The 24,258-nt window shown below is 73.6% G+C and carries 21 protein-coding genes; 11 read left to right on the forward strand and 10 right to left on the reverse strand.

Annotated elements, in window-relative coordinates:
• Nucleotides 1-4: 4 nt before the first annotated feature.
• Both Sspor_RS34390 and Sspor_RS34395 read right to left on the reverse strand, forming a co-directional pair.
• Nucleotides 5-1,363: an MFS transporter gene (locus Sspor_RS34390; protein WP_202202573.1), complete on the reverse strand. Its 1,359-nt coding sequence runs from the start codon at nt 1,361-1,363 to the stop codon at nt 5-7.
• A 69-nt stretch (nt 1,364-1,432) separates the two neighbouring features.
• Nucleotides 1,433-2,467 carry a DUF8017 domain-containing protein gene (locus tag Sspor_RS34395; RefSeq protein WP_202202574.1) on the reverse strand — a complete coding sequence of 345 codons (1,035 nt, stop codon included), beginning with the start codon at nt 2,465-2,467 and terminating at the stop codon, nt 1,433-1,435.
• Nucleotides 2,468-2,563: 96 nt separating this feature from the next.
• Between Sspor_RS34395 and Sspor_RS34400 the strand changes: the two genes are divergently transcribed.
• The 4 genes from Sspor_RS34400 to Sspor_RS34415 all read left to right on the forward strand — a co-directional run bounded on the left by Sspor_RS34400 (nt 2,564) and on the right by Sspor_RS34415 (nt 7,203).
• The gene (locus tag Sspor_RS34400) at nt 2,564-3,016 is read left to right on the forward strand and encodes a DUF4442 domain-containing protein (protein WP_181382609.1); all 453 of its coding nucleotides are present in this window, start codon (nt 2,564-2,566) and stop codon (nt 3,014-3,016) included.
• Between the two features lie 239 nt (nt 3,017-3,255).
• Nucleotides 3,256-5,766: a glycoside hydrolase family 3 protein gene (locus Sspor_RS34405; RefSeq protein WP_202202575.1), complete on the forward strand. Its 2,511-nt coding sequence runs from the start codon at nt 3,256-3,258 to the stop codon at nt 5,764-5,766.
• Nucleotides 5,767-5,824: 58 nt separating this feature from the next.
• On the forward strand, nt 5,825-6,496 hold the full coding sequence (locus tag Sspor_RS34410; protein WP_202202576.1) for a DedA family protein: 672 nt from the start codon (nt 5,825-5,827) through the stop codon (nt 6,494-6,496).
• The gene (locus Sspor_RS34415) at nt 6,493-7,203 is read left to right on the forward strand and encodes an ankyrin repeat domain-containing protein (RefSeq protein WP_237404153.1); all 711 of its coding nucleotides are present in this window, start codon (nt 6,493-6,495) and stop codon (nt 7,201-7,203) included. Before Sspor_RS34410 ends, Sspor_RS34415 begins: the two co-directional genes overlap by 4 nt.
• On the opposite strand, the gene Sspor_RS34420 is transcribed toward Sspor_RS34415, so the two are convergent.
• Complete coding sequence (locus Sspor_RS34420) at nt 7,200-7,748, reverse strand: gamma carbonic anhydrase family protein (protein ID WP_202202577.1); 549 nt, start codon at nt 7,746-7,748, stop codon at nt 7,200-7,202. The genes Sspor_RS34415 and Sspor_RS34420 overlap by 4 nt on opposite strands.
• 139 nt (nt 7,749-7,887) lie before the next feature.
• Between Sspor_RS34420 and Sspor_RS34425 the strand changes: the two genes are divergently transcribed.
• A complete protein-coding gene (locus tag Sspor_RS34425) occupies nt 7,888-8,634 on the forward strand; it encodes an acyltransferase (protein ID WP_202202578.1) in 747 nt (248 codons plus the stop codon).
• 31 nt (nt 8,635-8,665) lie between these two features.
• On the opposite strand, the gene Sspor_RS34430 is transcribed toward Sspor_RS34425, so the two are convergent.
• Nucleotides 8,666-9,532, reverse strand: coding sequence for a DMT family transporter (locus Sspor_RS34430; protein WP_202202579.1), 867 nt, complete (start codon nt 9,530-9,532; stop codon nt 8,666-8,668).
• Nucleotides 9,533-9,636: 104 nt separating this feature from the next.
• Here Sspor_RS34430 and Sspor_RS34435 point away from each other — a divergent pair, with 104 nt between their 5' ends.
• Nucleotides 9,637-10,254, forward strand: a complete 618-nt coding sequence (locus Sspor_RS34435; protein WP_202204039.1) for an XRE family transcriptional regulator — start codon at nt 9,637-9,639, stop codon at nt 10,252-10,254.
• Here the strand turns inward: Sspor_RS34435 and Sspor_RS34440 are convergent.
• Complete coding sequence (locus Sspor_RS34440) at nt 10,251-10,655, reverse strand: CoA-binding protein (RefSeq protein WP_202202580.1); 405 nt, start codon at nt 10,653-10,655, stop codon at nt 10,251-10,253. The genes Sspor_RS34435 and Sspor_RS34440 overlap by 4 nt on opposite strands.
• Nucleotides 10,656-10,866: 211 nt before the next feature.
• Between Sspor_RS34440 and Sspor_RS34445 the strand changes: the two genes are divergently transcribed.
• The 3 genes from Sspor_RS34445 to Sspor_RS34455 all read left to right on the forward strand — a co-directional run bounded on the left by Sspor_RS34445 (nt 10,867) and on the right by Sspor_RS34455 (nt 15,753).
• Nucleotides 10,867-11,493, forward strand: a complete 627-nt coding sequence (locus Sspor_RS34445; RefSeq protein WP_202202581.1) for a YigZ family protein — start codon at nt 10,867-10,869, stop codon at nt 11,491-11,493.
• Nucleotides 11,494-11,575: 82 nt separating this feature from the next.
• Nucleotides 11,576-12,745 carry an exonuclease SbcCD subunit D gene (locus Sspor_RS34450; RefSeq protein ID WP_202202582.1) on the forward strand — a complete coding sequence of 390 codons (1,170 nt, stop codon included), beginning with the start codon at nt 11,576-11,578 and terminating at the stop codon, nt 12,743-12,745.
• Nucleotides 12,742-15,753, forward strand: coding sequence for an AAA family ATPase (locus Sspor_RS34455; protein ID WP_202202583.1), 3,012 nt, complete (start codon nt 12,742-12,744; stop codon nt 15,751-15,753). Before Sspor_RS34450 ends, Sspor_RS34455 begins: the two co-directional genes overlap by 4 nt.
• A gap of 67 nt (nt 15,754-15,820) precedes the next feature.
• On the opposite strand, the gene Sspor_RS34460 is transcribed toward Sspor_RS34455, so the two are convergent.
• Nucleotides 15,821-16,267, reverse strand: coding sequence for an Lrp/AsnC family transcriptional regulator (locus Sspor_RS34460; RefSeq protein ID WP_202202584.1), 447 nt, complete (start codon nt 16,265-16,267; stop codon nt 15,821-15,823).
• Between the two features lie 94 nt (nt 16,268-16,361).
• Between Sspor_RS34460 and Sspor_RS34465 the strand changes: the two genes are divergently transcribed.
• On the forward strand, nt 16,362-16,880 hold the full coding sequence (locus tag Sspor_RS34465) for a rhodanese-like domain-containing protein (RefSeq protein WP_202202585.1): 519 nt from the start codon (nt 16,362-16,364) through the stop codon (nt 16,878-16,880).
• A gap of 113 nt (nt 16,881-16,993) precedes the next feature.
• Here Sspor_RS34465 and Sspor_RS34470 read toward each other — a convergent pair whose 3' ends face one another.
• From Sspor_RS34470 to Sspor_RS34485, 4 genes are all read right to left on the reverse strand, one after another.
• A complete protein-coding gene (locus Sspor_RS34470; protein ID WP_202202586.1) occupies nt 16,994-18,697 on the reverse strand; it encodes a DUF885 domain-containing protein in 1,704 nt (567 codons plus the stop codon).
• Between the two features lie 300 nt (nt 18,698-18,997).
• Nucleotides 18,998-20,446: a GNAT family N-acetyltransferase gene (locus Sspor_RS34475; RefSeq protein WP_202202587.1), complete on the reverse strand. Its 1,449-nt coding sequence runs from the start codon at nt 20,444-20,446 to the stop codon at nt 18,998-19,000.
• 103 nt (nt 20,447-20,549) lie between these two features.
• A complete protein-coding gene (locus Sspor_RS34480; RefSeq protein WP_202202588.1) occupies nt 20,550-22,118 on the reverse strand; it encodes an alkaline phosphatase D family protein in 1,569 nt (522 codons plus the stop codon).
• A 219-nt stretch (nt 22,119-22,337) separates the two neighbouring features.
• Nucleotides 22,338-23,189, reverse strand: a complete 852-nt coding sequence (locus Sspor_RS34485; protein ID WP_202202589.1) for an alpha/beta fold hydrolase — start codon at nt 23,187-23,189, stop codon at nt 22,338-22,340.
• 287 nt (nt 23,190-23,476) lie between these two features.
• On the opposite strand from Sspor_RS34485, the gene Sspor_RS34490 reads away from it, so the two are divergent.
• Nucleotides 23,477-24,247 carry a GntR family transcriptional regulator gene (locus tag Sspor_RS34490; protein ID WP_202202590.1) on the forward strand — a complete coding sequence of 257 codons (771 nt, stop codon included), beginning with the start codon at nt 23,477-23,479 and terminating at the stop codon, nt 24,245-24,247.
• Nucleotides 24,248-24,258: the final 11 nt, after the last annotated feature.

The raw sequence follows: 24,258 nt of genomic DNA on the forward strand, positions 1-24,258 counted from the left end.
CGTGTCAGCGGCCGGCGGTCTCGGCGGGGGCCTGCTCGGCCGGGGCCGGGGCCATGGCCAGGGACGGGGACGGAGCCGAGGCCTGGTCACGGGCCGCCGTGGCGATCGTCTTGCCGTGCGTCCTGCGGGTCATCCGGCGGACGTCCGGGACCAGGAGGACGAGGGCGGTGGGCACGACGACCAGGACCGCGCAGCCCCACAGGGCGTCGGTGCGGCCGAAGGCCGCTTCGGCGGGCCCCGCCAGCGCCGTGGCCAGCGGGAGCATCGACACCGAGCCGAACCAGTCGTAGGCGGTGACCCGGGAGAACTTCTCCTCCGGGATCTCCTGGTGCATCGCGGTCATCCAGTTCACGCCGAAGACCTCGATCGCGGCGCCGCTGACGAACATCACCAGGCACAGCCCCCACACGGGCAGCGGCACGGCCAGTCCCGCCGACGGCAGCGCCAGCGGGAACACGCACAGGGTGCCGACGAGCAGCAGTCGGCGCGGTTTCCACGCCATCATCAGGACGGCTCCGGCGATGGTGCCGACGCCGAAGAAGGCCAGGGCCACGCCCCAGGGCGCGGGCCCGCCCAGCTGGTCCCGGGCGACCAGGGGCCCGTAGACCGCGTCGGCGGCGCCGACGACGGCGACCACGACGGAGAACTGGAGCACGATGCTCCACAGCCAGGGGCGGGTCCGGACCTCCACCCAGCCCTCGCGCAGATCGGACAGCAGGCCGCCGCCGGGGGCCCGGTCGGGTACGTGGCTGACGTCGAGGAAGCTCCGCAGGGCACCGGCCACCGCGAAGGCGGCGGCGTCGGCGGCCAGGACCCAGCCCGGGCCCACCGCGGCGATCATCGCGCCGCCGAGGGCCGCGCCGCCGATACCGGCGCCGTTGATCGCCATGCGGAAGAGCGCGAAGGCGCGGTTGGAGTGTTCGCCGGAGACCGTGGAGAGCAGCATGCCCTCGGCCGCGGGATTGAAGAAGGCCGTACCGGTGCCGCACAGGGCGGTCAGCAGCATCATCTGCCACAGCCGGGGTTCGCCCGCGAGGACGAGGACGGCGAAGGCGGCCTGCGAGAGGCAGTTCAGGACGTTGGCCGCGACCATCACGCGGTGACGGGGCAGCCGGTCGGCGACGGCGCCGCCGATGAGCAGGAAGAGGACGAGGGGCAGCGTGCGGGCGGCGGCGATCAGGCCGACGTCGCCGACGGACCCGCCCGTCTGCATGACCGCGAAGGCGGCCGCGATGTGCGCTCCCTGGCTCCCCAGGTTCGTGATGATCGCCGCACCCGTGAGCAGGCTGTAGTTGCGGCCGGCCCAGTCGGGTCGGCGGCGGCCGGCGGGCGTGCGGGGTGCTGCGGTGCGGGGAGAGCTCACCCCGGGACTATCCCCGCCCCGGGCCGAGAATCCAAACGGATTGCCGGCCCGGGACACGGGAGGCGGGGATCACGGCGTGGTGAGCCGGATGGAACTGATGATCTTGTCGGAGACGTCGGTCGGAACCTCGTCCTTCACACCGGCCGCGCTGATGAGCACGAAGCTGGCGAAGTCACCCACGGCGTTCTTGAAGCCGAAGCCGACCGTCTTGCCGTCGGTGGAGCACTTGTGCTCCTTCTTCAGGCCCGGCGCGGTCGCCACCACGATGTGGCCCTTGAGCCCGGAGGAGGTCGTGTACTCCTTCGGCGCGCCCACCTTGACCGTTCCCTTGGGCTCCTTCTGGGCGAAGGCGGCCCAGGCCCAGGTGCCGGTGTTGTCGGTCGCCACCTGCGCGGTGTCCTTGGCGCCCTGGGCGCCCTTGATGCCGGTGTCCGCGGCCGAGAACTTCTCGACCCTGCCGTCCGCGTCCTTGTCGACCGTGCACCACTCTTCCTTGAACGTGGCGGTGCCGCTCATCGTGATGATCGGCGTGCCGTCGTTCTTGACCTCGTCGTGGAAGGAGAGGATCACGCCGGACTCGTTGACGTTCCACTCGGGGGGCACGTCGTACTGGACGCCGTACTTCGTGTTGACGACGACCTTCCAGCCCGGGACGACGGGCTGGGCGTTGCCGCCGGCCCGCGGGTTCGGGCTGCTGCCGGCCGGGGCGGGTGCCTCGGTGGCCGGGGCGGAGGGGCTGGCCGCCGGCTTGGCGTCGGCCTCCGTCTTCTTGTCGTCCCGGGTCAGGACGAAGGCGCCGGTCGCGGCGGCCGCCACGACGACCGCGGCCGCCGCGACGATCGCGACGGTCTTCGTCGAGTACGGGCTTCCCCCGCCGGCGGCCTGGGGCTGCTGCGGCGGCTGGGGCTGGCCCCACTGCTGGCCGGGCGCGGCCTGGGGCGGCTGGTACCCCGGCTGCTGCGGGTATCCGTAACCGGGCTGCTGCTGGTACGGGTTCGGCTGCCCGGGCTGTCCCGGCTGTCCCGGCTGCTGCTGGTACGGGTTCTGTTGCGCGTCCTGAGGGTTCTGTTCGCCCCCGGGCGGCTGCTGCTGTCCTGGCCACATGGCCGGTAACGATAGTGGCCGTGGCGGCGGGGAGCCACGGCCGCCCCCTTGGGAGCTCTGGTCAACGAGGACTACTCGCGGGTAACATCGCGTTCCATGAGCGCAGATCAGATGAACGTGGGCGAACTGCTCGCCGCGACGGTACCCATGGCCCGGACCCTGAACCTCCAGTTCCTGGAGACCACCCCCGAGCGCGCGGTCGTCCGGCTCCCGGACCAGCCCGACTACCACAACCACGTCGGCGGCCCGCACGCCGGCGCGATGTTCACCCTCGCCGAGTCCGCGAGCGGCGCGATCGTCCTGGCCGCCTTCGGCGACCAGCTCTCCCGCGCCGTGCCCCTCGCCGTCAAGGCCGAGATCGGCTACAAGAAGCTCGCCAAGGGCGTCGTGACCGCCACCGCCACCCTCGGCCGCCCGGCCGCGGAGGTCATCGCCGAACTCGACGCCGGCGGCCGCCCCGAATTCCCGGTCACCATCGCCATCCAGCGCGAGGACGAGGCCGTCACGGGCGAGATGACGGTCGTCTGGACCCTGCGCCCGAACGCGTAGCGCCTGACGGCCGCCGCGGCCCGGGCTCCGTCGCACGACGACGGAGGGAACGCCTGCGGCCAAGGCCGACATCAGCCTCGACGCCGATACGAGCCCCGGCGCGCCGCCGCTGCCGGAGGGCTGAACCTCCAGGCCGCGGTGGCGCGTCTCGGCGGACCCGGCGGGCGCGCGGCGCACAGTGGGCGCGGGAGCGGTCCGGCGCGGGCCGCTCCCGCCGACCCACGCCGCAGGGAGCGCCCATGAGCGAGGCCGTGTCCAGACGTTCCGCGATGCGACTGCTCGCGGCGGCGGGCACGGCGGGCACCGCTCTCGCGGCGGGCGCCTGCGCGCCCGGAGTGCCGCCGGGCGCGGAAGCCCGTGGGACGCCGCCCGCCGCACCGGCCGCCGCCGAGGGCAAGGGCGCCGCCCGGATCGACGCCCTGCTGGAGCGGCTCACCCTCGACGAGAAGACCGCCCTGCTGCACGGAGCCCCCGACCCCGCCTCCCTCGGCCAGGCCGGCTACGTACCCGGCGTGGCGCGCCTGGGCATCCCGGCGCTGCGCCTCGCCGACGGGCCCGCCGGGGTGCACGTGGCCCGGCCCGCCACCGCACTGCCCGCGCCGGTCCTGCTCGCCTCCGCCTTCGACCCGGCGCTCGCCCGCGAGTACGGCCGCGTCCTCGGCCGCGAGGGCCGGGCGCTCGGCCAGGACGTCCTGCTGTCGCCCATGGTCAACCTCATCCGCACCCCGTACGCGGGCCGGAACTTCGAGACCTTCGCCGAGGACCCGCGCCTGACCGCCGACCTGGTGGGCGAGATGATCCGCGGCATCCAGGACGAGGGCCTCATCGCCACCGTCAAGCACTTCGCCCTCAACAACCAGGAGCACGGCCGCGACACCGTCGACGTGATCGCCGCCGAGCAGACCCTCCACGAGACCGAGCTACGGGGCTTCGAGGCCGCCGTGGCGGCCGGCGCGGGCGCCGTCATGGGCGCCTACAACAAGGTCAACGGCGTCCACGCCTGCGAGAGCAAACCGCTCCTCGACGAACTGCTGCGCGGCAGCTGGGGGTTCGACGGCTGGGTGATGTCCGACTGGGACGCCACCCACAGCACCGTCGCCGCCATCGGCGCCGGCCTCGACATGGAGATGCCGGGCGGCACCCACTTCGGCGGGCCGCTGCGCGAGGCGGTGCGCGGCGGTTCCGTACCGGAGGCCGCCGTCGACCTCGCCGTCCACCGGATCCTGACCACCATGGACCGCTTCGGGCTGCTCGCGGCCCCGCCCGCAGCCCGGCCCGCGCGCGACGCCGCGGCCGGGGCCCGGACCGCCCGCAAGGTGGCCGCCGCGGGGGCGGTGCTGCTGCGCAACGAGCACGGCACCCTGCCCCTGACCGGCGCCGCCGCCCGCTCGATCGCGGTGATCGGACCGACCGGCCAGGTGCCCTTCGTCGGCGGAGGCGGCAGCGCGCACGTGGTCCCCGACGGGGCGGCCGCCCCGCTCACCGCCATCCGGCGACGGGCCGGGAACGGGTCGACCGTCCGCTACGCACTCGGTGAGGACCTGTACGGGCGGCCGCTCCCGGCGAAGCTGCTGACCCCGGCCGCCGACATGGAACGGCGGGCCGTGGAACCGGGGCGCGTCTGGAGCCACGAGGGGGAGTTCCGCCTCGCGGCCGACGACGAATGGACCCTGCTCGTCCACTACACCGGCAAACGGCCCGTCGTACGCCTCGACGGGGAGGAGCTGTTCCCCGTCCGGCAGGGCGTGGCCGAGTACTTCGCGGGCGGACTGCTCGGCTCCGCACCCGACGGGATGAGCGTCCGCCGCAGCACCCTCGCCCTCAAGGCGGGCACCCACCGGCTCGCCGTGACCGCCGAGGGCGGGGACAAGGGCCAGCGCTTCCGGATCCGGCACACCACCGGGGCGATCCGCGCCGCGGACCTCGCCGAGGCCGTGAGGACCGCGAAGGCGGCCCGCAGCGTGGTGCTGTTCGCCTACGAGGACGCCACCGAGGGCCGGGACCGGACCTCCCTGGCCCTCCCGGGCGGGCAGGAGCGGCTGATCGAGGCGGTGGCCGCCGCGAACCCCCGTACGACCGTCGTGCTCAACACCTCCTCCAGTACGACCATGCCCTGGCTCCCGCGGACCGGAGCGGTCCTCCAGATGTACTACCCGGGCCAGGAGGGCGCGGGAGCCACCGCCGACCTGCTCTTCGGGGACGTGGACCCGGGAGGCCGCCTCACCCAGACCTTCCCGGCCGACGAGCAGGCGACCCCGTTCGGCGGCGACCCGCTGCGCTACCCGGGCGTGGGCGGCCGGCAGGAGTACTCCGAGGGAGTCCACGTCGGCCACCGCTGGTACGACGCCCAGCGGGTGACCCCGCTGTTCCCCTTCGGGCACGGGCTCTCGTACACCACCTGGCAGTACGAGAAGCTCACCGTGAGGCCGGAGCGGGGCGGGCTGCGCGTGGAGTTCACCGTCCGCAACACAGGCCGCCGCAAGGGCACCGAGGTGGCCCAGGTGTACGTCGGCCCGTCCGCCGAGCTGGAGCTCGACCAGCCGGTGCGCGCACTGGCCGGGTACCGGCGACTGGTCCTGCCACCGGGCCGGGCGGAGCGGGTCACCCTCGACATCACCGCGCGGGCGCTGTCGTCGTGGGACCCGGAGCGGCACGCCTGGGTGCTGGGTTCCGGCCGACGTCAGGTGTTCGTGGGCCGTTCGTCACGTGAACTGCCACTGAGGTCCAAGGCGGTCGTGACGAGCCGATAGGCTGCCCGTTCGGCGTGTCACAGGGGGCGCGCCGGGGACGACACGGGAGGACGTACCGGTGCACATCCAGGAATGGCTGGAGACGATTCCGGCGGTCAGCATCTATCTCCTGGTGGGTCTGGTCATCGGGCTGGAGAGCCTCGGCATCCCGCTGCCGGGAGAGATCATCCTCGTCAGCTCGGCGCTGCTGGCCTCGCAGCACGGGGAGATCGACCCCGTGGTCCTGGGGCTCTGCGCGATCGCCGGGGCGATCGTGGGCGACTCGATCGGTTACGCGATCGGCCGCCGGGGCGGCAAGCCGCTGCTGGAACGGCTGGGCCGGCGCTTCCCCAAGCACTTCGGACCCCAGCAGGTGGCGGTGGCGGAACGGTCCTTCGAGAAGTGGGGCATGTGGGCGGTCTTCTTCGGACGGTTCGTGGCGCTGCTGCGGATCTTCGCCGGGCCGCTGGCGGGCGTGCTGCACATGCCGTACTGGCGCTTCCTCATCGCCAACGTCCTCGGTGGCATCCTCTGGGCCGGCGGCACCACGGCCGTCATCTACTCGGTCGGGATCGTCGCCGAGCCGTGGCTGAAGCGGTTCTCCTGGCTGGCCCTGGGCCTCGCCGTGCTGTTCGGCCTCGCGGTGACGCTGGTGGTGCGCAGCCGGATGAAGAAGGCGGCCGCGGCCGCCGGGTCGGACGGGGCGGAGATCCCCTCGCAGCAGACGGCCCGGGCCACCGTCGGCGAGTGACGGCAGCGGAGACCTCCGGGCCGGACTGGTCCGACGAGGGCCGCTCGGAGCAGTACCACCCACTGGTGAACGGGCTCGGGCGGGCGGCCGAGCGCGGCGACACGGCCCTGGTACGGCGCCTGCTGGGCGGGGGAGCCGAGGTCGACGCCTGGGTTCCCGGCGGCCGCAGGGCACTGGACCTGGCGTCGTGCGCCGGACACGCCGAGGTCGTCCGGCTCCTCGTCGAGGCGGGCGCCGACCCCCGGCTCGACGCCGGCCCCTACGGCGAGGCGACGCCGCTGGCCCTGGCCGCGATGAACGGGCACACGGACGTCGCCCGGGCCCTCCTCGACGCCGGCGCCCCGCCGGGCGGCCCGGCCGGCCGGATGCGCTACGTACCGCTGGTCCTCGCGGCCACGTCCGCGGAGCGCGGGAACCCGCGACTGGTCGACCTGCTGCTGGACCGGGGCGCCGACATCGAGGAGGAGATGCGGGGGCGCACCGCGCTCGACTGGGCCGCCCGCTTCGGCTTCCCGGACACGGCGGAGCGGCTGCTCGCACGGGGCGCCGCCCTCACCGAGCGGACCCTGCGGGAAGAGCGGGACGGGCGGGCGCGGCGGGAGGGGCGGCGGTTCACCGGCCGTGCGACACCCGGCACACGCCGCCCCGACCACGAGGCCCTCAGGGCCCTGCTCCTGGCCGCGCGGGACTCCCGGGGGACGGTCTAGGGAGCGTCCGGGGTCACCGAGGCGCGGTGCTGCTTGGCCAGCTCCACGTACATCAGGGCGTTGACCTTGATGCCCTCGCGCTCCTCGTCGGTCAGCTCGCGCCGCACCTTGGCGGGTACACCCGCGACCAGCGAGCCGGGCGGGACGACCATGCCCTGCGGGACCAGCGCCTGCGCGGCGACCAGCGAACCGGCGCCGATCACCGCGCCGTTCAGCACCGTGGCACCCATGCCGATCAGGCAGTCGTCCTCGACGGTGCAGCCGTGCACGACGGCGTTGTGGCCGATGGAGACGCGCTCGCCGATCGAGACCGGGAAGCCGGGGTCCACGTGCACCGTGCAGTTGTCCTGCAGGTTGCTGTCGGCGCCGAGCGTGATCGGGCCGCAGTCGGCGCGCAGCACCGCCGAGTACCAGACGCTCGCGCCCGCGGCGAGGGTGACCTCGCCGACCACGACCGAGGTCGGAGCCGTGAAGGCCGTCGGGTCGATGTCCGGGTTCTTGCCGCCGACGCCCGCCACGAGTGCCTGGGCCGCCTGGTACGTCATGTTCTCTTCCTCTGCCGTCTGTCGTCCGGTTGCCGCGCTAACGGCACCGTAGGCCACGCGCGCCGCCGCACCGGCGATGGGGTGAAGATCACAGGAGTGTGGTCGGGGCGAGCGGGGTCCGGCGCACTACCGTGGCCGGGTGCCGAAGAAACAGAACACGTTCTCATCTCTGACGGCCGCGCGCCGCCGGCTGGCGAGCCGCGTGGTCCACACCGGCTGGCGCTGGATGCAGCGGGCCGGCGCGGTCACCGCGCAGACCCCGGGGCGGCTCAGGTTCGGTGCGATCGGGGACGGCACCCGGCTCGCCTTCCCGCAGGGCACGGTCTTCGGCGAGCGGTGGATCCGGCTCGGCGGGCACTGCATCATCGGCGAGCAGGTCACCCTCACCGCCGGGATGATGCCGGACCTCGACCTGGGCGCCGAGCCGATGCTGATCCTCGGCGACGGGGTGGTCATCGGCCGCAACAGCCATGTCATCGCGGACGCCCGCATCACCATCGGGTCGAACACCTTCTGTGGCCCCGGCGTCTACATCACCTCCACCAACCACAGCTACGACGACCCGCACGAGCCCGTCGGACGGCAGTGGCCGCGCAGCGAGCCCGTGGAGATCGGCCCGGGATGCTGGCTCGGCACCGGCGCGGTGATCCTGCCGGGCGCGCGCCTCGGTCGCAACGTGGTGGTGGCCGCGGGCGCCGTCGTACGGGGCGAGGTGCCCGACCACGCCGTGGTGGCGGGCGCGCCGGCGCGCGTCGTCCGGCGCTGGCAGCCGGAGACGGGCTGGCAGCCGCCGCTGCGCACGCCGGCACCGGTACCGATTCCGGACGGGATGACGCCGGAGCAGCTACGCGGTCTGGCCGAGCTCGCGGAAGCCGAGCCCGCGTAGGGGCCAGGACGCCCCAAGGCCTCGGAGTCGCTCAGCCCGCGGCCAGGAGGACCGTTCCGGCGAGGGCCAGGCCGGCGCCCGCGGCCTGGACCGTGCGCAGCCGTTCCTTGAGTACGGCGAAGGCGGCCAGTGCGGTGATCACCGGGTAGAGCGAGGACAGGACGGCGGCCATGGTGACCGGGCCGTTCTGGGCGGCTATGGAGTACGTGCCGTTCGCCGCTACGTCCGCGAGGCCGACGAAGGCCAGGGCGGGCAGCAGCCCCCACAGGAGCTTCGGGCCGGCGCCGGCCGGAAGGGCGGGTATGCCGCGCCGGGTCTGCGTCCACAGGGCGGCGCCACCGACGGCGACATTGGTGACCCGCTGTACGAACAGCGCGAGGAACAGCCCGGTGACGGTGCTGGACGCCTCCGCGATCAGGGCCATGACCGCGCCGAAGCCGAAGGCCGCGACCAGGGTGAGGACGACGGCCTGCCGCTGGACGGGTGCGCCGCGCAGTTCCGGGCCGCCCGCGAGGACGATGCCGACGACGGCCACGGCGATGCCCGCGAACTGGCCGAGGCCGGGCCGCTCGCCCAGCATCAGCCCCGCGGTGACGGGTACGACCACGCCCAGGGAGCCCAGTGGCGAGACCACGCCCATCGGGCCGAGGGCCAGCGCCTTGTAGAAGCTGAGCATGGCGACCGGCCCGACCAGGCCCGCGGCGACCGCGAACCACAGCTGCGGACCGGCCTCCCGCCAGGCGCCGGTGCCGAGGACCACCGCGCCGAGCACGACGACCGCGACGATCTGGGAGACGACGACCACCGTGAGCGCCGGGATCCGGCGGGTCAACAGCCCGCCGCCGAAGTCGGCGAGCCCCCACAGCACGGCTGTGGCCAGGGCGAAGAGGGCGGTCATGGGGCCTCGCAGTACAGTGCAGTGAACGCTGGAGTGCAGCATCGAATACAGAACACGTTAGTGCACTCTGTTGGACTGTGTCATCCAAAATATTGGACGGAATGGTGTCGGATCTCGAAGAGCTCACCCAGGCGCTCGCCCGGAACCTCAAGCGGTGGCGCGGGGAGCGCGGTTTCACCCTGGACTCCCTGGCCGCCCGCGCGGGAGTGAGCCGCGGGATGATCATCCAGATCGAGCAGGCCCGTACGAACCCCAGCGTGGGCACCACGGTCAGGCTGGCCGACGCGCTGGGCGTCAGCATCTCCGCGCTCCTCGACCACGAACGGGGCCCGCAGGTCCGGATCGTCCCGCCGGACCAGGTGGTGCGGATCTGGTCCAGCGAGGCGGGCAGTTCGACGACGATGCTGATCGGTACCGACGAGCGCGGGCCCATGGAGCTGTGGACCTGGCACCTGGTGCCGGGCGAGGGGACGGACTCCGTCGCGCACCCGGCCGGCACCATCGAGATGCTGCACGTCACGGCCGGGGAGCTGACCCTGGTGGTCGGCGAGGAGGAGTTCCGCGTCCCGGCCGGGGCCGCGGCCGCCTTCGAGGCGAACCTCGCGCACTCCTACCGCAACAACGGCTCCGTACCGATGGAGATGACCCTTGCCGTATCGGTCCCCCCGGTATCGGCGCCGGTCCCCGCGCGCACGCACCAGGGCGCGACGGGCACTCCCTAGAGCGCGGGGATCTCGATCGCGGGGCAGCGGTCCATGACCATCGACAGCCCCGCCCCGCGGGTACGGGCGAAGGCGGCCTCGTCGATCACGCCGAGCTGGAACCAGACGGCCTCGGCGCCGATGGAGGCCGCCTGGTCGGCGACCGGGCCGGCCAGCTCGCTGTTCACGAAGACGTCCACCACGTCCACCTTGAACGGGATCTCCGCCAGCGAGGCGTACCCGGGCTCGCCGTGCACGGTCTCGGCCTTGGGGTGCACGGGGATCACGCGCTTGCCGAACCGCTGCAGCACGCGGGCCACCCCGTAGGCCGCGCGGTCCTGGTTGTTCGAGAGCCCCACCACGGCCCAGGTGTCGCCGAGCTCGGTGAGGATCTTGCGGATGGTTGCCGGATCGCCGTACACGTGTGCCGCCTCCTGGTGTTCTCGTCCCGCCGGCCCTGTCCGCTGCTTCTCCACCGCGGGGACCGACGTTCAGCCCCGTCAACCGAAATCTCCCGGGCACGATTCCCCGGCCCCCGCTCCCTGATCCGCCCTGACCGGCAAGACGCCCCCTGGTGCTGTGACCCCGCCATGGGCGGGAGGGGGCCCGTTCTGCACCGCTTAGGGTGGTGAGGTGAAGGCAGACCAGTACGTGACGGTGGCCCGTGAGGGCATGCACGAGTCCGAGATCAACCGCTCGCGCTTCCTGTGCTCGCTCGCGCCCGCCGCGACCGAGCAGGAGGCCCAGGACTTCGTCGCGCGCATCCGCAAGGAGCACCCCACCGCCACCCACAACTGCTTCGCCTACGTGGTCGGCGCCGACGCCTCCGTCCAGAAGGCCAGCGACGACGGCGAGCCCGGCGGCACCGCCGGGGTGCCCATGCTGCAGATGCTCATGCGCCGCGACATCCGCTACGCGGTCGCCGTCGTCACCCGCTACTACGGCGGCGTGAAGCTCGGCGCCGGCGGCCTGATCAGGGCCTACGGCGGGGTCGTCGGCGAGGCCCTCGACGCGCTCGGCACCGTCACCCGGCGCCGCTACCGGCTGGCCACCGTCACCGTGGACCACCAGCGGGCCGGCAAGACGCAGAACGACCTGCGCTCCACCGGCCGGACCGTGGTCGACCTGCGCTACGGCGCCGAGGTCGAGATAGAGGTGGCCCTCCCGGAGGCGGACCTGCCCGCCTTCGAGGCCTGGCTCGCCGACACCACCGCGGGCAGCGCCGGTCTCACGCTCGGCGGAGAGACGTACGCGCCCTGAGCGCCCCCGGGGACGGGTTAGCGTAGAGGGGTTCAGCGAGCGGGAGACGACCAGGGGGAGACGGCATGCGCGGGGCCGCCGAGTGAAGTTCCTGCACACCTCCGACTGGCACCTCGGCCGGGCCTTCCACCGGGTCAACCTGCTCGGCGCCCAGGCGGTCTTCATCGACCACCTCATCGAGACCGTGCGTGAGCGCGAGGTCGACGCCGTCCTCGTCGCCGGTGACGTCTACGACCGGGCCGTGCCGCCGCTGCCCGCCGTCGAGCTGTACGACCGGGCCCTGCACCGTCTCGCCGACCTCGGCGTGCCCACCGTGATGATCTCCGGGAACCACGACTCCGCGCGCCGGCTCGGCGTCGGCGCCGGGCTGATCGACCGGGCCGGGATCCACCTGCGGACCGACCCCGCCGGCTGCGCCGACCCCGTCGTCCTGGCCGACGAACACGGTGACGTGGCCCTGTACGGCCTGCCGTACCTGGAGCCCGCCCTGGTCAAGGACCAGTTCAGCGCGGAGAAGGTGAGCCACGAGGCGGTCCTCGGGGCCGCCATGGACCGGATCCGGGCCGACCTGGCCACCCGCGCGCCCGGCACCCGTTCGGTCGTCCTCGCGCACGCCTTCGTCACGGGCGGACAGGCCAGTGACAGCGAGCGCGACATCACCGTCGGCGGGGTCGAGTCCGTACCCGCCTCCGTCTTCGACGGCGTCGACTACGCCGCCCTCGGCCACCTCCACGGCAGCCAGACCATCGGTGAACGGGTCCGCTACTCCGGTTCCCCGCTCGCCTACTCCTTCTCCGAGGCCGACCACCGCAAGACCATGTGGCTGATCGAACTGGGGGAGGAAGGGAAGATCGTCTGCGCCGAGCGCATCGGCACCCCCGTACCGCGCAGGCTCGCCCGGCTGCGCGGACGGCTGGAGGACCTGCTGAAGGATCCGGCGCACCAGGTGCACGAGGACGCCTGGGTCGAGGCCACCCTCACCGACCCGGTCCGTCCCGACGACCCCATGGCCCGCCTCGCCGCCCGCTTCCCGCACACCCTCACCCTCGCCTTCGACCCCGAGGGCCGCCAGGAGGAGACCGGCGCCTCCTACGCCCAGCGTCTCAAGGGCCGCAGCGACCAGGAGATCGCCGAGGACTTCGTCGCCCACGTGCGCGGCGGCGGCCGGGCCGACGAGGCCGAACGGGCCGTCCTCCAGGGCGCCTTCGACGACGTACGGGCCGACGACAGCCAACGGGAGACCCACCGATGAGGCTGCACCGGCTGGCCGTGACCGCCTTCGGACCGTTCGCCGAGCCCCAGGAGATCGATTTCGACGCCCTCTCCGAGGCCGGCGTCTTCCTGCTGCACGGACCCACCGGCGCGGGGAAGACCTCTGTGCTCGACGCCGTCTGCTACGCGCTCTACGGCTCCGTGCCCGGCCCCCGCCAGGCCCCGGGCACCAGCCTGCGCAGCGACCACGCCGCCGCCCACACCCCGACCGAGGTCACCCTCGAACTCACCGCGGGCGGCCGCCGCCTGGAGCTCACCCGGCGGCCGGAGCAGGAACGCCCCAAGAAGCGCGGCACCGGCACCACCAAGGACAAGGCCCAGAGTTGGCTGCGCGAACACACCGGTGAGGGCTGGGAGCCGCTCAGCCGCTCCCACCAGGAGATCGGCGAGGAGATCGAGCAACTGCTCGGCATGAGCCGCGAGCAGTTCTGCCAGGTCGTGCTGCTGCCCCAGGGAGAGTTCGCCCGGTTCCTGCGCGCCGACGAGGCGGCCCGCGGCCGCCTGCTCGGCCGGCTCTTCGACACCCGCCGCTTCGCCGCCGTCGAAGCCCTGCTCGGCGAGCGCCGCCGGGCCGCCGAGGCCAGGGTCCGGGCCGGCGACGAGAAGGTGCTCCACACCGCCCAGCGGCTCGCCCAGGCGGCGGGAGACAGCGCCGACCTGCGCGCCTGGCCCATGCCCGGACACCAGCCGGGCGACCCCGGGCTCGCCGAGGCCGTCCGGGCCTGGGCGGCCGTCGCCCGGTGCGCGGCCCGCGAGAGCCTCGACGTCGCCGAGTACGCGCTGGCCGCCGTCGAGAGCCGGCACGCCGCCGCCCGGCACGCCGCGGAGGACGCCCGGGAGCTCGACCGGCTGCAGCGCCGGCACGCGGAGACCGTCGCCCGGGCCGCCCGGCTCGCCGAGGCCGAGCCCGAGCGCGACCGCGTGCGGAGCCTGCTGGACCGCGCCCGGCGCGGCTCCCTGGTGGCCCCCGCCCTGGAGCTGCGCGGCGCCGCCTCCGCCGCGCACCTCGCCGCCGCACACGCCGAGACCTCCGCCCGTGCGCAGCTCCCGCCCACGCTGAAGGAGGCGGGAGCCGAGCAGCTGGCCGACATCGAACAGCGGCTGCGCGAGGCCCTGGGCGCGCTCGGCGCGGCGCAGCGGGCGGAGCAGCGCAGCGCCGAGATCGGCCGTGAACGGGCCGACCTGGAACGGGAGTCCAGGGCCGCCGAGGAGCAGCACCAGGAGTCCGCCGAGTGGCTGGAGCGCTGGGAGGCGACCCGGACGGCCCTGCAGGAACGCGCCGACGGCGCCCAGCAGGCCGCGACCCTGGCCGAGCAGCTCGCGGGCCGGCTGGAACCCGCCCGCATGCAGCTCAACGCCGCCCGTCGGCGGGACGAGCTCGACACCGACGCGGAGCGCGCCGCGGCGGAACTGCTCACCCTGCGCGAGGAGTCGGCGGCCGCCCGGGAGAGCTGGCTGGAGCTCAAGGAGGCCCGGCTGCGCGGCATCGCCGCCGAGCTCGCGGAGGCACTGGTCGCGGGGGAGGCCTGCACGGTGTGCGGGTCCGCGGAGCACCCCGCTCCGGCCCGCCCGGCCCCCGGCCACGTGGACCGCGCGGCCGAGGACGCCGCCCACGAACTCTTCGAACGGGCCGAGCGGGCACGGGCCGCCGTCGAGCGCAGGCTCGCCGCCGCGCAGGAGGCCCGCGCCGAGGCGCAGGCCGCCGCCGGGGACGCCACCACCGCCGAGCTCCTCGCCCTGACCGCCGACCTGAGTGCCCGCCATGCCGCGGCCCACGCCGCGGCCGCCGGCCTGCACGCCGCCCGTGAGCAGCTCGCCCGGGCCGAGCGGGAGCACGCCACGCGCAGCGCCGACCGGCAGGGCGCCGAGACCCGGGCCGCGGCCAGGGCCTCCCGGCGCGAGGCCCTGGACCGCGAACAGGCCGGACTGGAAGCCGAACTCACCCTCGTACGGGACGGCGCGCCGACCGTCGCGGCCCGCGCCCGCACCCTGGAGGACCGGGTCCGGATGGTCGCCGGCGCGGCCACCTCGCTGCGCCGGGCCGAGACCACCGCGGCCCGGCTGAAGGAGGCCGACGACCAGCTCGCCGACGCCGCGTTCAAGGCCGGCTTCGACACCATCGAGGCCGCCGCCGACGCCGTGCTCCCCGAGTACGAGCGCACCGCCCTCCAACACCGGCTGGACGCCTGGCAGACGGAGGAGGCCCTGCTGGCGGACCGCCGCCGCGAGACCGGCGCCGCCGAGGCGGCAGCCCTGCCCCCGGCCGCACCGGATGCGGCCGAGGCGCGGGCGGTCCGGGCCGCGGCGGAGCTTCGTACCGCGGGGTCGGCGGCCGACGCGGCCCGGCTGCGCTGCACGGAGCTGGACCGGCTCTCCCGGCAGGCCGAGCTGGAACTGCGCGCGCTCGGCCCGCTGCGGGAGGCCTACGACCGGGTCGCCCGGCTGGCCGGACTCACCGCGGGCACCTCCGCCGACAACGAGCGCAAGATGCGCCTGGAGGCCTATGTGCTGGCCGCCCGCCTGGAGCAGGTGGCCGCCGCCGCGACGGTACGGCTGCTGCGCATGTCGGGCGGCCGCTACACCCTGGTCCACTCCGACGCGCGCGCGGGCGGCCGGGGGCGCTCCGGCCTCGGACTGCACGTGGTCGACGCGTGGACGGGCAGTGAGCGGGACACCGCGACGCTGTCGGGCGGCGAGACGTTCTTCGCCTCGCTCGCCCTGGCGCTCGGCCTCGCGGACGTGGTCACCGACGAGGCGGGCGGGGTGCGCCTCGACACCCTCTTCATCGACGAGGGCTTCGGCAGCCTGGACGACCAGGCGCTGGACGAGGTGCTGGACGTCCTGGACTCGCTGCGGGAGCGGGACCGCAGCGTGGGCATCGTCAGCCACGTCGCCGACCTGCGGACCCGTGTCCAGGCCCAGCTGGAGATCGTCAAGCAGCGCGGCGGCTCCGTGGTGCGCCACCGGACGGCGGCGCTCACGGACTGACCGTGGTCGCGGTGGGCTGAGCTGCGGCGGGGCAGCGCAGGCTGCGGGGCTGAGTGGCCTGCGGGGCTCAGGGGCTGAGCGGCCTGCGGGGCAGCGGTGAGGAGTACACGATGCTCGTCGTCACCGGGCCGAGGCCCGAGATCCGGCCGGTGACCTCCTCCAGGTGCCCCATGGACCGCGCCGCGACCTTGAGGACGAAACAGTCGTCGCCGGTCACGTGATGGGCCTCCAGGATCTCGGGGGCCGACTCCAGGAAGTCGTGGAACGGCTTGTAGTTGCCGTGCGGGTAGCGCAGCCGCACCAGCGCGAGGATCGACTTGCCGAGCTTCTCCGGATCCACCGTCGCCGTGTAGCCGGTGATGATGCCCGTCTCCTCCATCCGGCGGACCCGCTCGGTGACCGCGCTCGCGGACATGGACACGGACCGGGCGAGGTCGGTGAAACTGGCGCGCCCGTCCCGCTGGAGGGCTTCGAGGATCCGCCAGTCGGTGGCGTCAGGGGAATAGTCGGTCATGGTCCAGATCTAGCAGGGAATTCCCCGGTCGGACAAGGGAAAGGCCGGGGAAAGTCGCTTCCGGTGATGATCAACAGATCGTAGATTTCTAGCCATGACGACGACGCAGAACACCTCCACCGCCCCCGCCGCCACCACCAACCCCGTGCTCCGGGTGCCCCCGGCCTCCCCGGCCGCGGCCGCCGCGTACTTCGCCGCGAGCCTGGCCTTCCACGCCGACGTGTCGGACGTCGCCGCCGCCTTCAAGGGCCACCGCGAGCACGGCGCCGAGCTCGGCTTCCAGCTCGTCGACTCCCGCTCCACCCCGTCCTGGGACCAGGCCCACGTGCCCGGCGCCGTCCACCTGCCCACCGCCCTCATCCCCGAGCAGGCGGAGCGGCTCCTGGACAAGAACGTCCCCGTGGTGACGTACTGCTGGGGCCCCGGCTGCAACGGTGGTACCCGCTCCGCCCTCGCCCTGGCCGAACTCGGCTTCCAGGTCAAGGAGATGCTCGGCGGCATCGAGTACTGGATCCGCGAGGGCTTCGAGGTCGAGACCTGGCAGGGCGGCCGGCAGCGCACCGAGGCCGACCCGCTGACCGCGCCGACCGACTCGGACGACTGCGGCTGCTGAGGTGCGTGCCTTACGGGGCCGGGCCCCGTACGCGGCTCACACGGATGGGCCGCTCACCCCCGGGGGGGATGAGCGGCCCGTCCGTCGTCCACCGCCCGGCGGCGGCGGAGCCGTCAGAGCTTCGACAGCTCGTCCACCAGATCGTCCAGCCCCAGCGAACCCTGCGACAGCGCCGCCATGTGCCACGCCTTCAGGTCGAAGGAATCGCCGTGCGCGGCACGCGCGTTGTCCCGGCCCAGGAGCCAGGCGCGCTCACCCAGCTTGTAGCCGATCGCCTGTCCCGGCATCGACAGGTAGCGGGTCAGCTCGCTCTCGATGAAGTCCGCCGGCCGGCCGCTGTGCAGGCCGAAGAACTCCTGCGCCAGGTCCACCGTCCACTTCTCGCCCGGGTGGAACGGTGAGTCCGCCGGGATCTCCAGGCCCACGTGCATGCCGATGTCCACGATGACCCGCGCCGCCCGCATCATCTGGCAGTCCAGGTAACCCAGGCGCTGCTCGGCGTCCTTGAGGTAGCCGAGCTCGTCCATCAGCCGCTCCGCGTACAGCGCCCAGCCCTCGGCGTTGGCACTGACCATGCCGACGGTGGCTTGGTAGCGCGAGAGCCGGTCCGCCACGTGCGTCCACTGCGCGAGCTGCAGGTGATGGCCCGGAACGCCCTCGTGGTACCAGGTCGACACCAGGTCGTACACGGGGAAGCGGGTCAGGCCCATCGTGGGCAGCCAGGTGCGGCCCGGACGGGAGAAGTCCTCCGACGGGGACGTGTAGTACGGGGCCGCGGGGCCGCCCGGCGGGGCGATGCGGGACTCCACCTCGCGGACGCGCTCGGCCAGTTCGAAGTGCGTGCCGTCGAGGTTCGCGATGGCCTCGTCCATCAGGCCCTGCAGCCAGGCCTGGACCTCCTCCACGCCCTCGATGTGCGTGCCGTGCTCGTCGAGGTGCTTCAGCGCCTCCCAGGGGCCTGCGCCCGGGAGGATCTTGGCCGCCTCGGACTTCATCTCGGCGAGCAGCCGGTGGTACTCCGACCAGCCGTAGGCGTAGGCCTCTTCCAGGTCCAGGTCGGTGCCGTTGAAGAAGCGGGCCCAGCGGGAGTAGCGCTCGCGGCCCACGGTGTCGGGCCTGCCCTCGACGGCCGGGGCGTACACCGAGCTCATCCAGTCGCGCAGTTCGACGACGGCGGCGGTCGCGCCGGCCGCTGCGGCGTCCAGTTCGGTCCGAAGGGACTCCGGGCCGGCGGAGACGAAGCCCTCGAAGAAGGCCGCCTCGGAGCCGTCCTGGCCGGCCCAGGTGGTGAGCTGGCCGATCATGGTGGCGGTGGCGCGGGGGCCACCGTACAGGCCGCGCTCCAGGCCGAGTCCGAGGCTCTCGCGGTATCCGCCGAAGGCGGCGGGTACGGCGCGCAGGCGCTCGGCGATCGCCGCCCAGTCCTCGTCGGTGTCGGAGGGGGTCAGGGAGAAGATCTCACGGACCGAGTGCGCGGGGCTGTGGATGTTGCTGACCGCGCACAGGTCCTCGTCGGCCTCCAGGACGGCGAGCTCGGCGGTGAGGCGCTCGCGCAGCAGCCGGGCGCAACGGCGTTCGGCGTCGCTGTCGGCGCCGGGCGCCGACTCGGCGGCGTCGAGGCGCGCGAGGGTCTCGCGAATGAGCTCGGCCACGGCCGCGCGGCCCGCCGGGGAGAAGTCCGGGAGCTTGCTCGAACTCGCGGCGACACCCAGGTAGGTGCCCGTGATCGGGTCGAGGGCGATGAGGTCGTCGACGTACGCGTCGGCCACCTGGCGGGGCAGCCGCGGAGCACTGCCGTTGTGGAGGGTCTCTGACATGCGGACATCTTCGTATGCGGGACGGGTTCTCGTCATCACCGATTGCCGTCGGACTGCTGACGCGGGCTGGGGAGGCATCGGTATTGTGTACGGAAAATCCTCAACGACCCTGCTGTAGAGGCGAATTCGCATACTCAGGGTGGTGGTCGCCCGGGGGCGGGGCGTTGCAGCTTGGCTGGATTTCGACGGAGCCCGGCGGGGCCCGATCGAGTACGGCGGGGCCTGGTCGAGTACGGCGGAGCCCGCCCGGGCCGGACCCGGTCAGGGGCGCGGTCCGGGCGGGTCGCCCCGGGGACGGCTTCAGTGGCGGTGCCGCGGGGCCGACTGCTCGTGCGGGAGCTCGCGGCGAAGCTCGTAGGGCAGCCGCGAGCCGACAGGGGTCGCGTCCAGCCGGGCCGTGATCACCAGGGTGCCCTCCTCGATCTGGTAGTCGAGGGGGAGGCCGAGGCCGCGCATGGCGGCGACCATGCCGGTGTTGGAGGCCTGGGTGACGGCGTACACGCTGTCGCACCCGGCCTCGACGGCCATCGCGAGGAGTCGGCGCAGCAGTTCGGAACCGATGCCGCGGCGCTGCCAGTCGTCCTCGATGAGCAGCGCGACCTCGGTCTCGTCGCCGTCCCACAGCAGGTGGCCGAGGGCGACGAGCTTCCCGGAGGCGGTGGTCGCGGCGAGGGTACGGCCGAAGCGGGGGCTGAGCAGGTGCCCGAGGTAGCGGTCGGCGTCGTTGACCGGGCCGTGGTAGCGCAGCGACAGGGTGCGCTCGGAGCAGCGGTCGTGCATGGCCCGGGCGGCTGCCTGGTCGGAGCCGTCGGCGCGGCGCACGGTGATCTCGTTGCCCTCGGGCAGGGTCAGCACGTCCTGGCTGCGCGGGACCCGGGGGCCGAGGCGGGCATCGAGCTCGACGAGGGCGCGGGCCCGGGCGAACTCGGTCGGGGTGAAGGGAAGGTAGGGCCGCTCCACGGTGATCGCACCGCCGGAGGGGTCGCGCAGCCGCATGACGGTGGCCTCCAGGACCCCCTCGACCGGGGCGTCCGCCCCGGCGTTGGGCCGGCCGGAGAGGGTGGTCGCCGGGATCGAGTGGATCGTGCAGCGGCCGAGCAGCTGGCGCAGGGCGAGGGGCAGCTCGGCGGCGTCCAGGGCGGTGCGGGTGGCGAGGCCGAGGACGCGCGTCGGGGTGTCGACCAGATCGTGGGCGTCGGCGCGCTCGATCCAGGTGCTGTGGCCGCCGGCCCGGGAGACGGCCCGGGTGAGGTCGGCGGAGGGCAGTTCCTGCGGGGCGCGCAGCAGGAACTCGTCCACCGTGCCGCCCTCGGGGAGCGGGTGGGTCTGGAGGGTCAGGATGTCGACACTGTTACGGGCGAGGGTGGTGCAGAGGGCGGCCAGCGAGCCCGGCTCGTCCCGTACGGTCGTACGCATCCGCCAGAGCGTGGTGCTGCTCGCGGTCGCGGTCGCGGACGTGGACGTGTCGGAGCCCGTCGACGGGAGCGGTTCCGGATCGGTGGGGGCCGTGCTCCGCGGCGGGGGCGCATGGCTGTGTCGCCGGGCCCACCAGGTGTGGAAGGCCGCCGTCACCAGGAGTGTGACGGCCGAGGCCACGAGCAGGATCGGGCCCCTCGGGCCGTGCACGACAAGATTGGCGATGGCGTCGGCGACCGCGACGGCGCAGAACATTGCGGCGAGTTCGACGACGTCGCGGCGCCAGTGGTGACGGTGGGAAGGGTGGGCGGAGGCGGGGTTACGGTCAGTCATGCACACCACTGTGGCCCAGGGGTGTTGCGTGATCACGAACGATCTGTGACCGCCTGGTTAAGTGTCCATCTGGCCGATTTCATCCAGTTGTCCGGCCGGGGCGTCACTGGCCCACACGCCCGGGCTGGAGCGTCCGGGTGAAGAGTACGCCCCCTCCCTGGCGGCGCAAGCGGACGGTGAGCTCCCCGCTGCCGCCGTCGATGTCGACCTCGCCGTAGTACGGAGGGTTCTCGGACGGTGACATGTTGGCGAAGGGAGCCGACTGCACGTAGGCCGTCTCCGGGCCGAAGGTGGCATCGAGCCGCCCGGCCGGGAAGCCGCCGGCGCCGATGGGGCCGGACACGAACTCCCAGAACGGTGCGAAGTCGGTGAAGGCCGCCCGCTCCGGCGCGTAGTGGTTCGCGGCGGTGTAGTGCACGTCGGCGGTGACCCAGACGGTGCCCGTGATGCGCTGGTGCTTGATGTGCCTCAGGAGTTCGGCGATCTGCAGCTCGCGGCCGAGCGGGGCGCCCGGGTCGCCCTGGGCGACGGCCTCGAAGTTCGCGGCCCCGTCGGGGACGACGATGCCCAGCGGCATGTCGGCGGCGATGACCTTCCAGGTGGCGCGGGAGCGGGACAGCTCGCGCTTGACCCAGGCCAGCTGCTCGGGGCCGAGGATGCCGATGGGGTCCTCGGTCTGGGTACCGGGGGAGTTGGCGTTCCGGTAGGTACGCATGTCGAGCACGAAGACGTCGAGCAGCGGGCCGTACCGCATCACCCGGTACATCCGGCCCTCGGCGCGGCCTCCGCGCAGGTCGGTGACGGGGAAGTACTCGCCGAAGGCCTGGCGGGCCCGGGCGGCGAGGATGTCGGCCTCCTTGACGGTGTAGCGGGGGTCGTCGATCAGCTGGCCGGGGTACCAGTTGTTGCGCACCTCGTGGTCGTCCCACTGGGCGAGGACCGGGACCTGGGCGTTGAAGCCGAGGAGGTTGCAATCGAGCAGGTTGTAGCGGAAGTTCCCGCGGAACTCGGCGAGCGTCTCGGCGACCTTCGCCTTCTCCTCGGTGGTGACGTTGCGCCAGAGGCTGCCGTCGCGCAGGGGCGCGGTGGCGCCGATCGGCCCGTCGGCGTAGATCGTGTCCCCGCTGAAGAGGAAGAAGTCGGGGTTGCGCTGCCGCATCTCCTCGAAGACGCGGTAGCCGCCGAGATCGGGGTTGATGCCCCAGCCCTGGCCCGCCAGGTCGCCCGACCACAGGAAGCGTACGTCGTGGCGGCGGGAGACGGGGGTGGTGCGGAAGGTGCCCTGGACCGGCGAGGAGCTGCGGCGGGGGTCGTCGGGGTCGGTCAGGACGACCCGGTAGTGGATCTGCTGGCCGGGCGGCAGATCGCGCAGCACGGTGGTCCCGGTGAAATCGCTGGACGGGCCGAGCAGCGGGCCGCGGTGGCGGCGTACGGCGTAGCGGAACGCCTCGCTCGGCGAGGTCTCGACGTACATGCGCGCCAGGCGGTCGGAACGGGTCCACACGGTGGCCGAGTGGGCGGTGATCTCGCCGGACTGGACGCCCCAGAGCGCGTCCGGCCGGCCGGAGCGGGCGAAGGCGGGGACGGCGAGCGCCGGGGCGGCGATCAGTGCGGAGGACAGGGCGAGGGAACCGCCGATGAGGGATCGTCGGGTGTGCGGGATCGATGCCATCGGTACGTCTCCTGAGGCCGGCGAGGACGGGTCGGACCAGCGTGCCGTCGTACACCGGCCCGGCCGCGTCGCCCACGCGAACCGCGGATGAACAGCCGTCAGCCGCTCATTCGTTCGCCTGTTCGTCTGTTCGCCTGTGCGTCCGTTCAGGGTCGGTGTGCGCGGCGGATCCGGTCGATCCGGGACCCGATCCCGCCGACACGGGATCAGGTCCGTCCTTCAGGCGGTCACGAGCCGCGCGCTGCGAGCCGTGTCCAGCACCACCCGGGACACGAGCGCCGGATCGTCGTTCATCGGCACGTGGCCGCAGCCCGGGAGCCGGACAAGCCGGGCTCCGGGGACGGTGTGCTTGGCGCGGACGCCCTGGCGGCGCAGCAGCAGCCGGTCGCGGGTGCCCCAGGCGATGGTGACCGGCAGGCCGGGCACGTCGTCGGCGAAACGTACGGAGCTGCCGGCGGCCAGCGTGTCCTCGAATCCGGTGGCATCGCGCAGGGCGAGGGTCTCGGCGACGACCGCCTCGGCCGGGCGGCGGGCCGGGCGGGCGTAGATGGTGCCGGTGAGTGCGGCGCGGCCGACGGCGGTGCGCGAGAGCCTTCGGACGGCCGGCAGGGGCAGCGCCTTGGCGCCGGCGCGCATCGCGAGGAGGGTGGCGAAGGCGTAGCGGCGCTCGGCCTCGGTCCAGAACCCGGCGGGGGAGAGGGCGGTGACGGAGCGGACGAGGTTGCTCCGGCCCATTTCGAGGGCGAGCAGACCGCCGAGCGAATTGCCCGCGACGTGCGGGCGTTCGACGCCGAGGGCCGTGCAGAGCGCCCCGAGGGCCGGGGCCACGGTCCCCAGGGAGTACGGAACGCCCTGGGGCAGGGGCTCCGAGGCGCCGAAGCCGGGCAGGTCGACGGCGATCACGTCGTGCTCGGCGGCCAGGATGTCGATGACCGGGTGCCAGGCCTGGAGGTGATGGCCGATGCCGTGCAGCAGGAGAAGGGGTTCGCCGGCGCCTTTGCGCTCGTAGGCGATGGTGGTGGGGCGGGGGCCGAGCGGCGAATCGATCGTGAAGGAGACCGTGGCGGTCATGCTGCTCCTCGTCGGTTGGACGCGTGCGAGACGGGATGTCAGTAATGCCTACGCCATGATTACCGTCCGGTAGCCCTTGACTACAAGCCTTCCGTGCCCACGAGAACATCCCGTGAACGGCTTGATACATATGCCCGTTCTGCCCGGCAAAGGTACGAGCATTGGTCTTGACCAAGGGGGTGTGCCGTCCTATCGTCGCAGGGATAGTGCAGGAACCTTTAATAAACAAAGGCGCGGAACTGCCGCTGGAACACACGGCGAGTGCAGCGATGGCAGGAGGAGTCAGGGTGGGGACCACGCAGCTCGAAACGGCACCGGAGCCGAAGTACTGGCACCTCAAGACCGTCCTCAGCGAGGCACTCGACCAGGACTTCGCCGTCGGCGAGGTGCTGCCCAACGAGCGTGAGCTCGCCGCCCGTTTCGGTGTCGCCCGTGCGACGCTGCGTCAGGCGCTTGAGCAGCTGGAGCTCGAAGGCCGCCTGCAGCGCCGCCGTGGTGTGGGCACCACCGTCGCCCCGCCGCGCGTCGGCGTCGCCGTGGGCAGCGCGCAGCACAGCTGGCCCGGCGAGAGCGTCGACGGCTGGGAGCCGCTCGACGCGGCCGAGACCCTGCCGACGGCCGCGGTGCTGAAACTCCTCGGTACCGGTGGCGCCTTCGCCGCCGACCAGCCGGTGCACACGGTGCGCCGTACCCGGATGAACCACGGCCAGGCCGTCGCCGCCGAACTGCTCTACGTCCCCGCCGCATCGGTACCCGGCCTCCCCGCCATCGAGGCCCCGGCCGGACCGGCCCGCGCCCGCGCCGTCCTGCGTGAACTGCAGCGGCTGGTGCTCGACGGCCAGGACCGCTCGGTGGAGCTCGGCTCCGCCCGGGCCGACGACGCCAAGGAACTGGACCGCCTGCCCGGCGCCCCGGTGCTCCTGGTCACCACGCGTTACTTCACCACCGCGGGCACGGCGGCCGTCTCGGTGGCCACCTACCGCGCGGACACCTGCCGCCTCACCTTCGGCGACTCGGGCGACGTCGAGATCACCCACGAGCCGCGCGTCGCCTCCTGACCCCGCACGGG

The organism is Streptomyces spororaveus (assembly GCF_016755875.1).
Taxonomy (GTDB): Bacteria; Actinomycetota; Actinomycetes; order Streptomycetales; family Streptomycetaceae; genus Streptomyces; species Streptomyces spororaveus.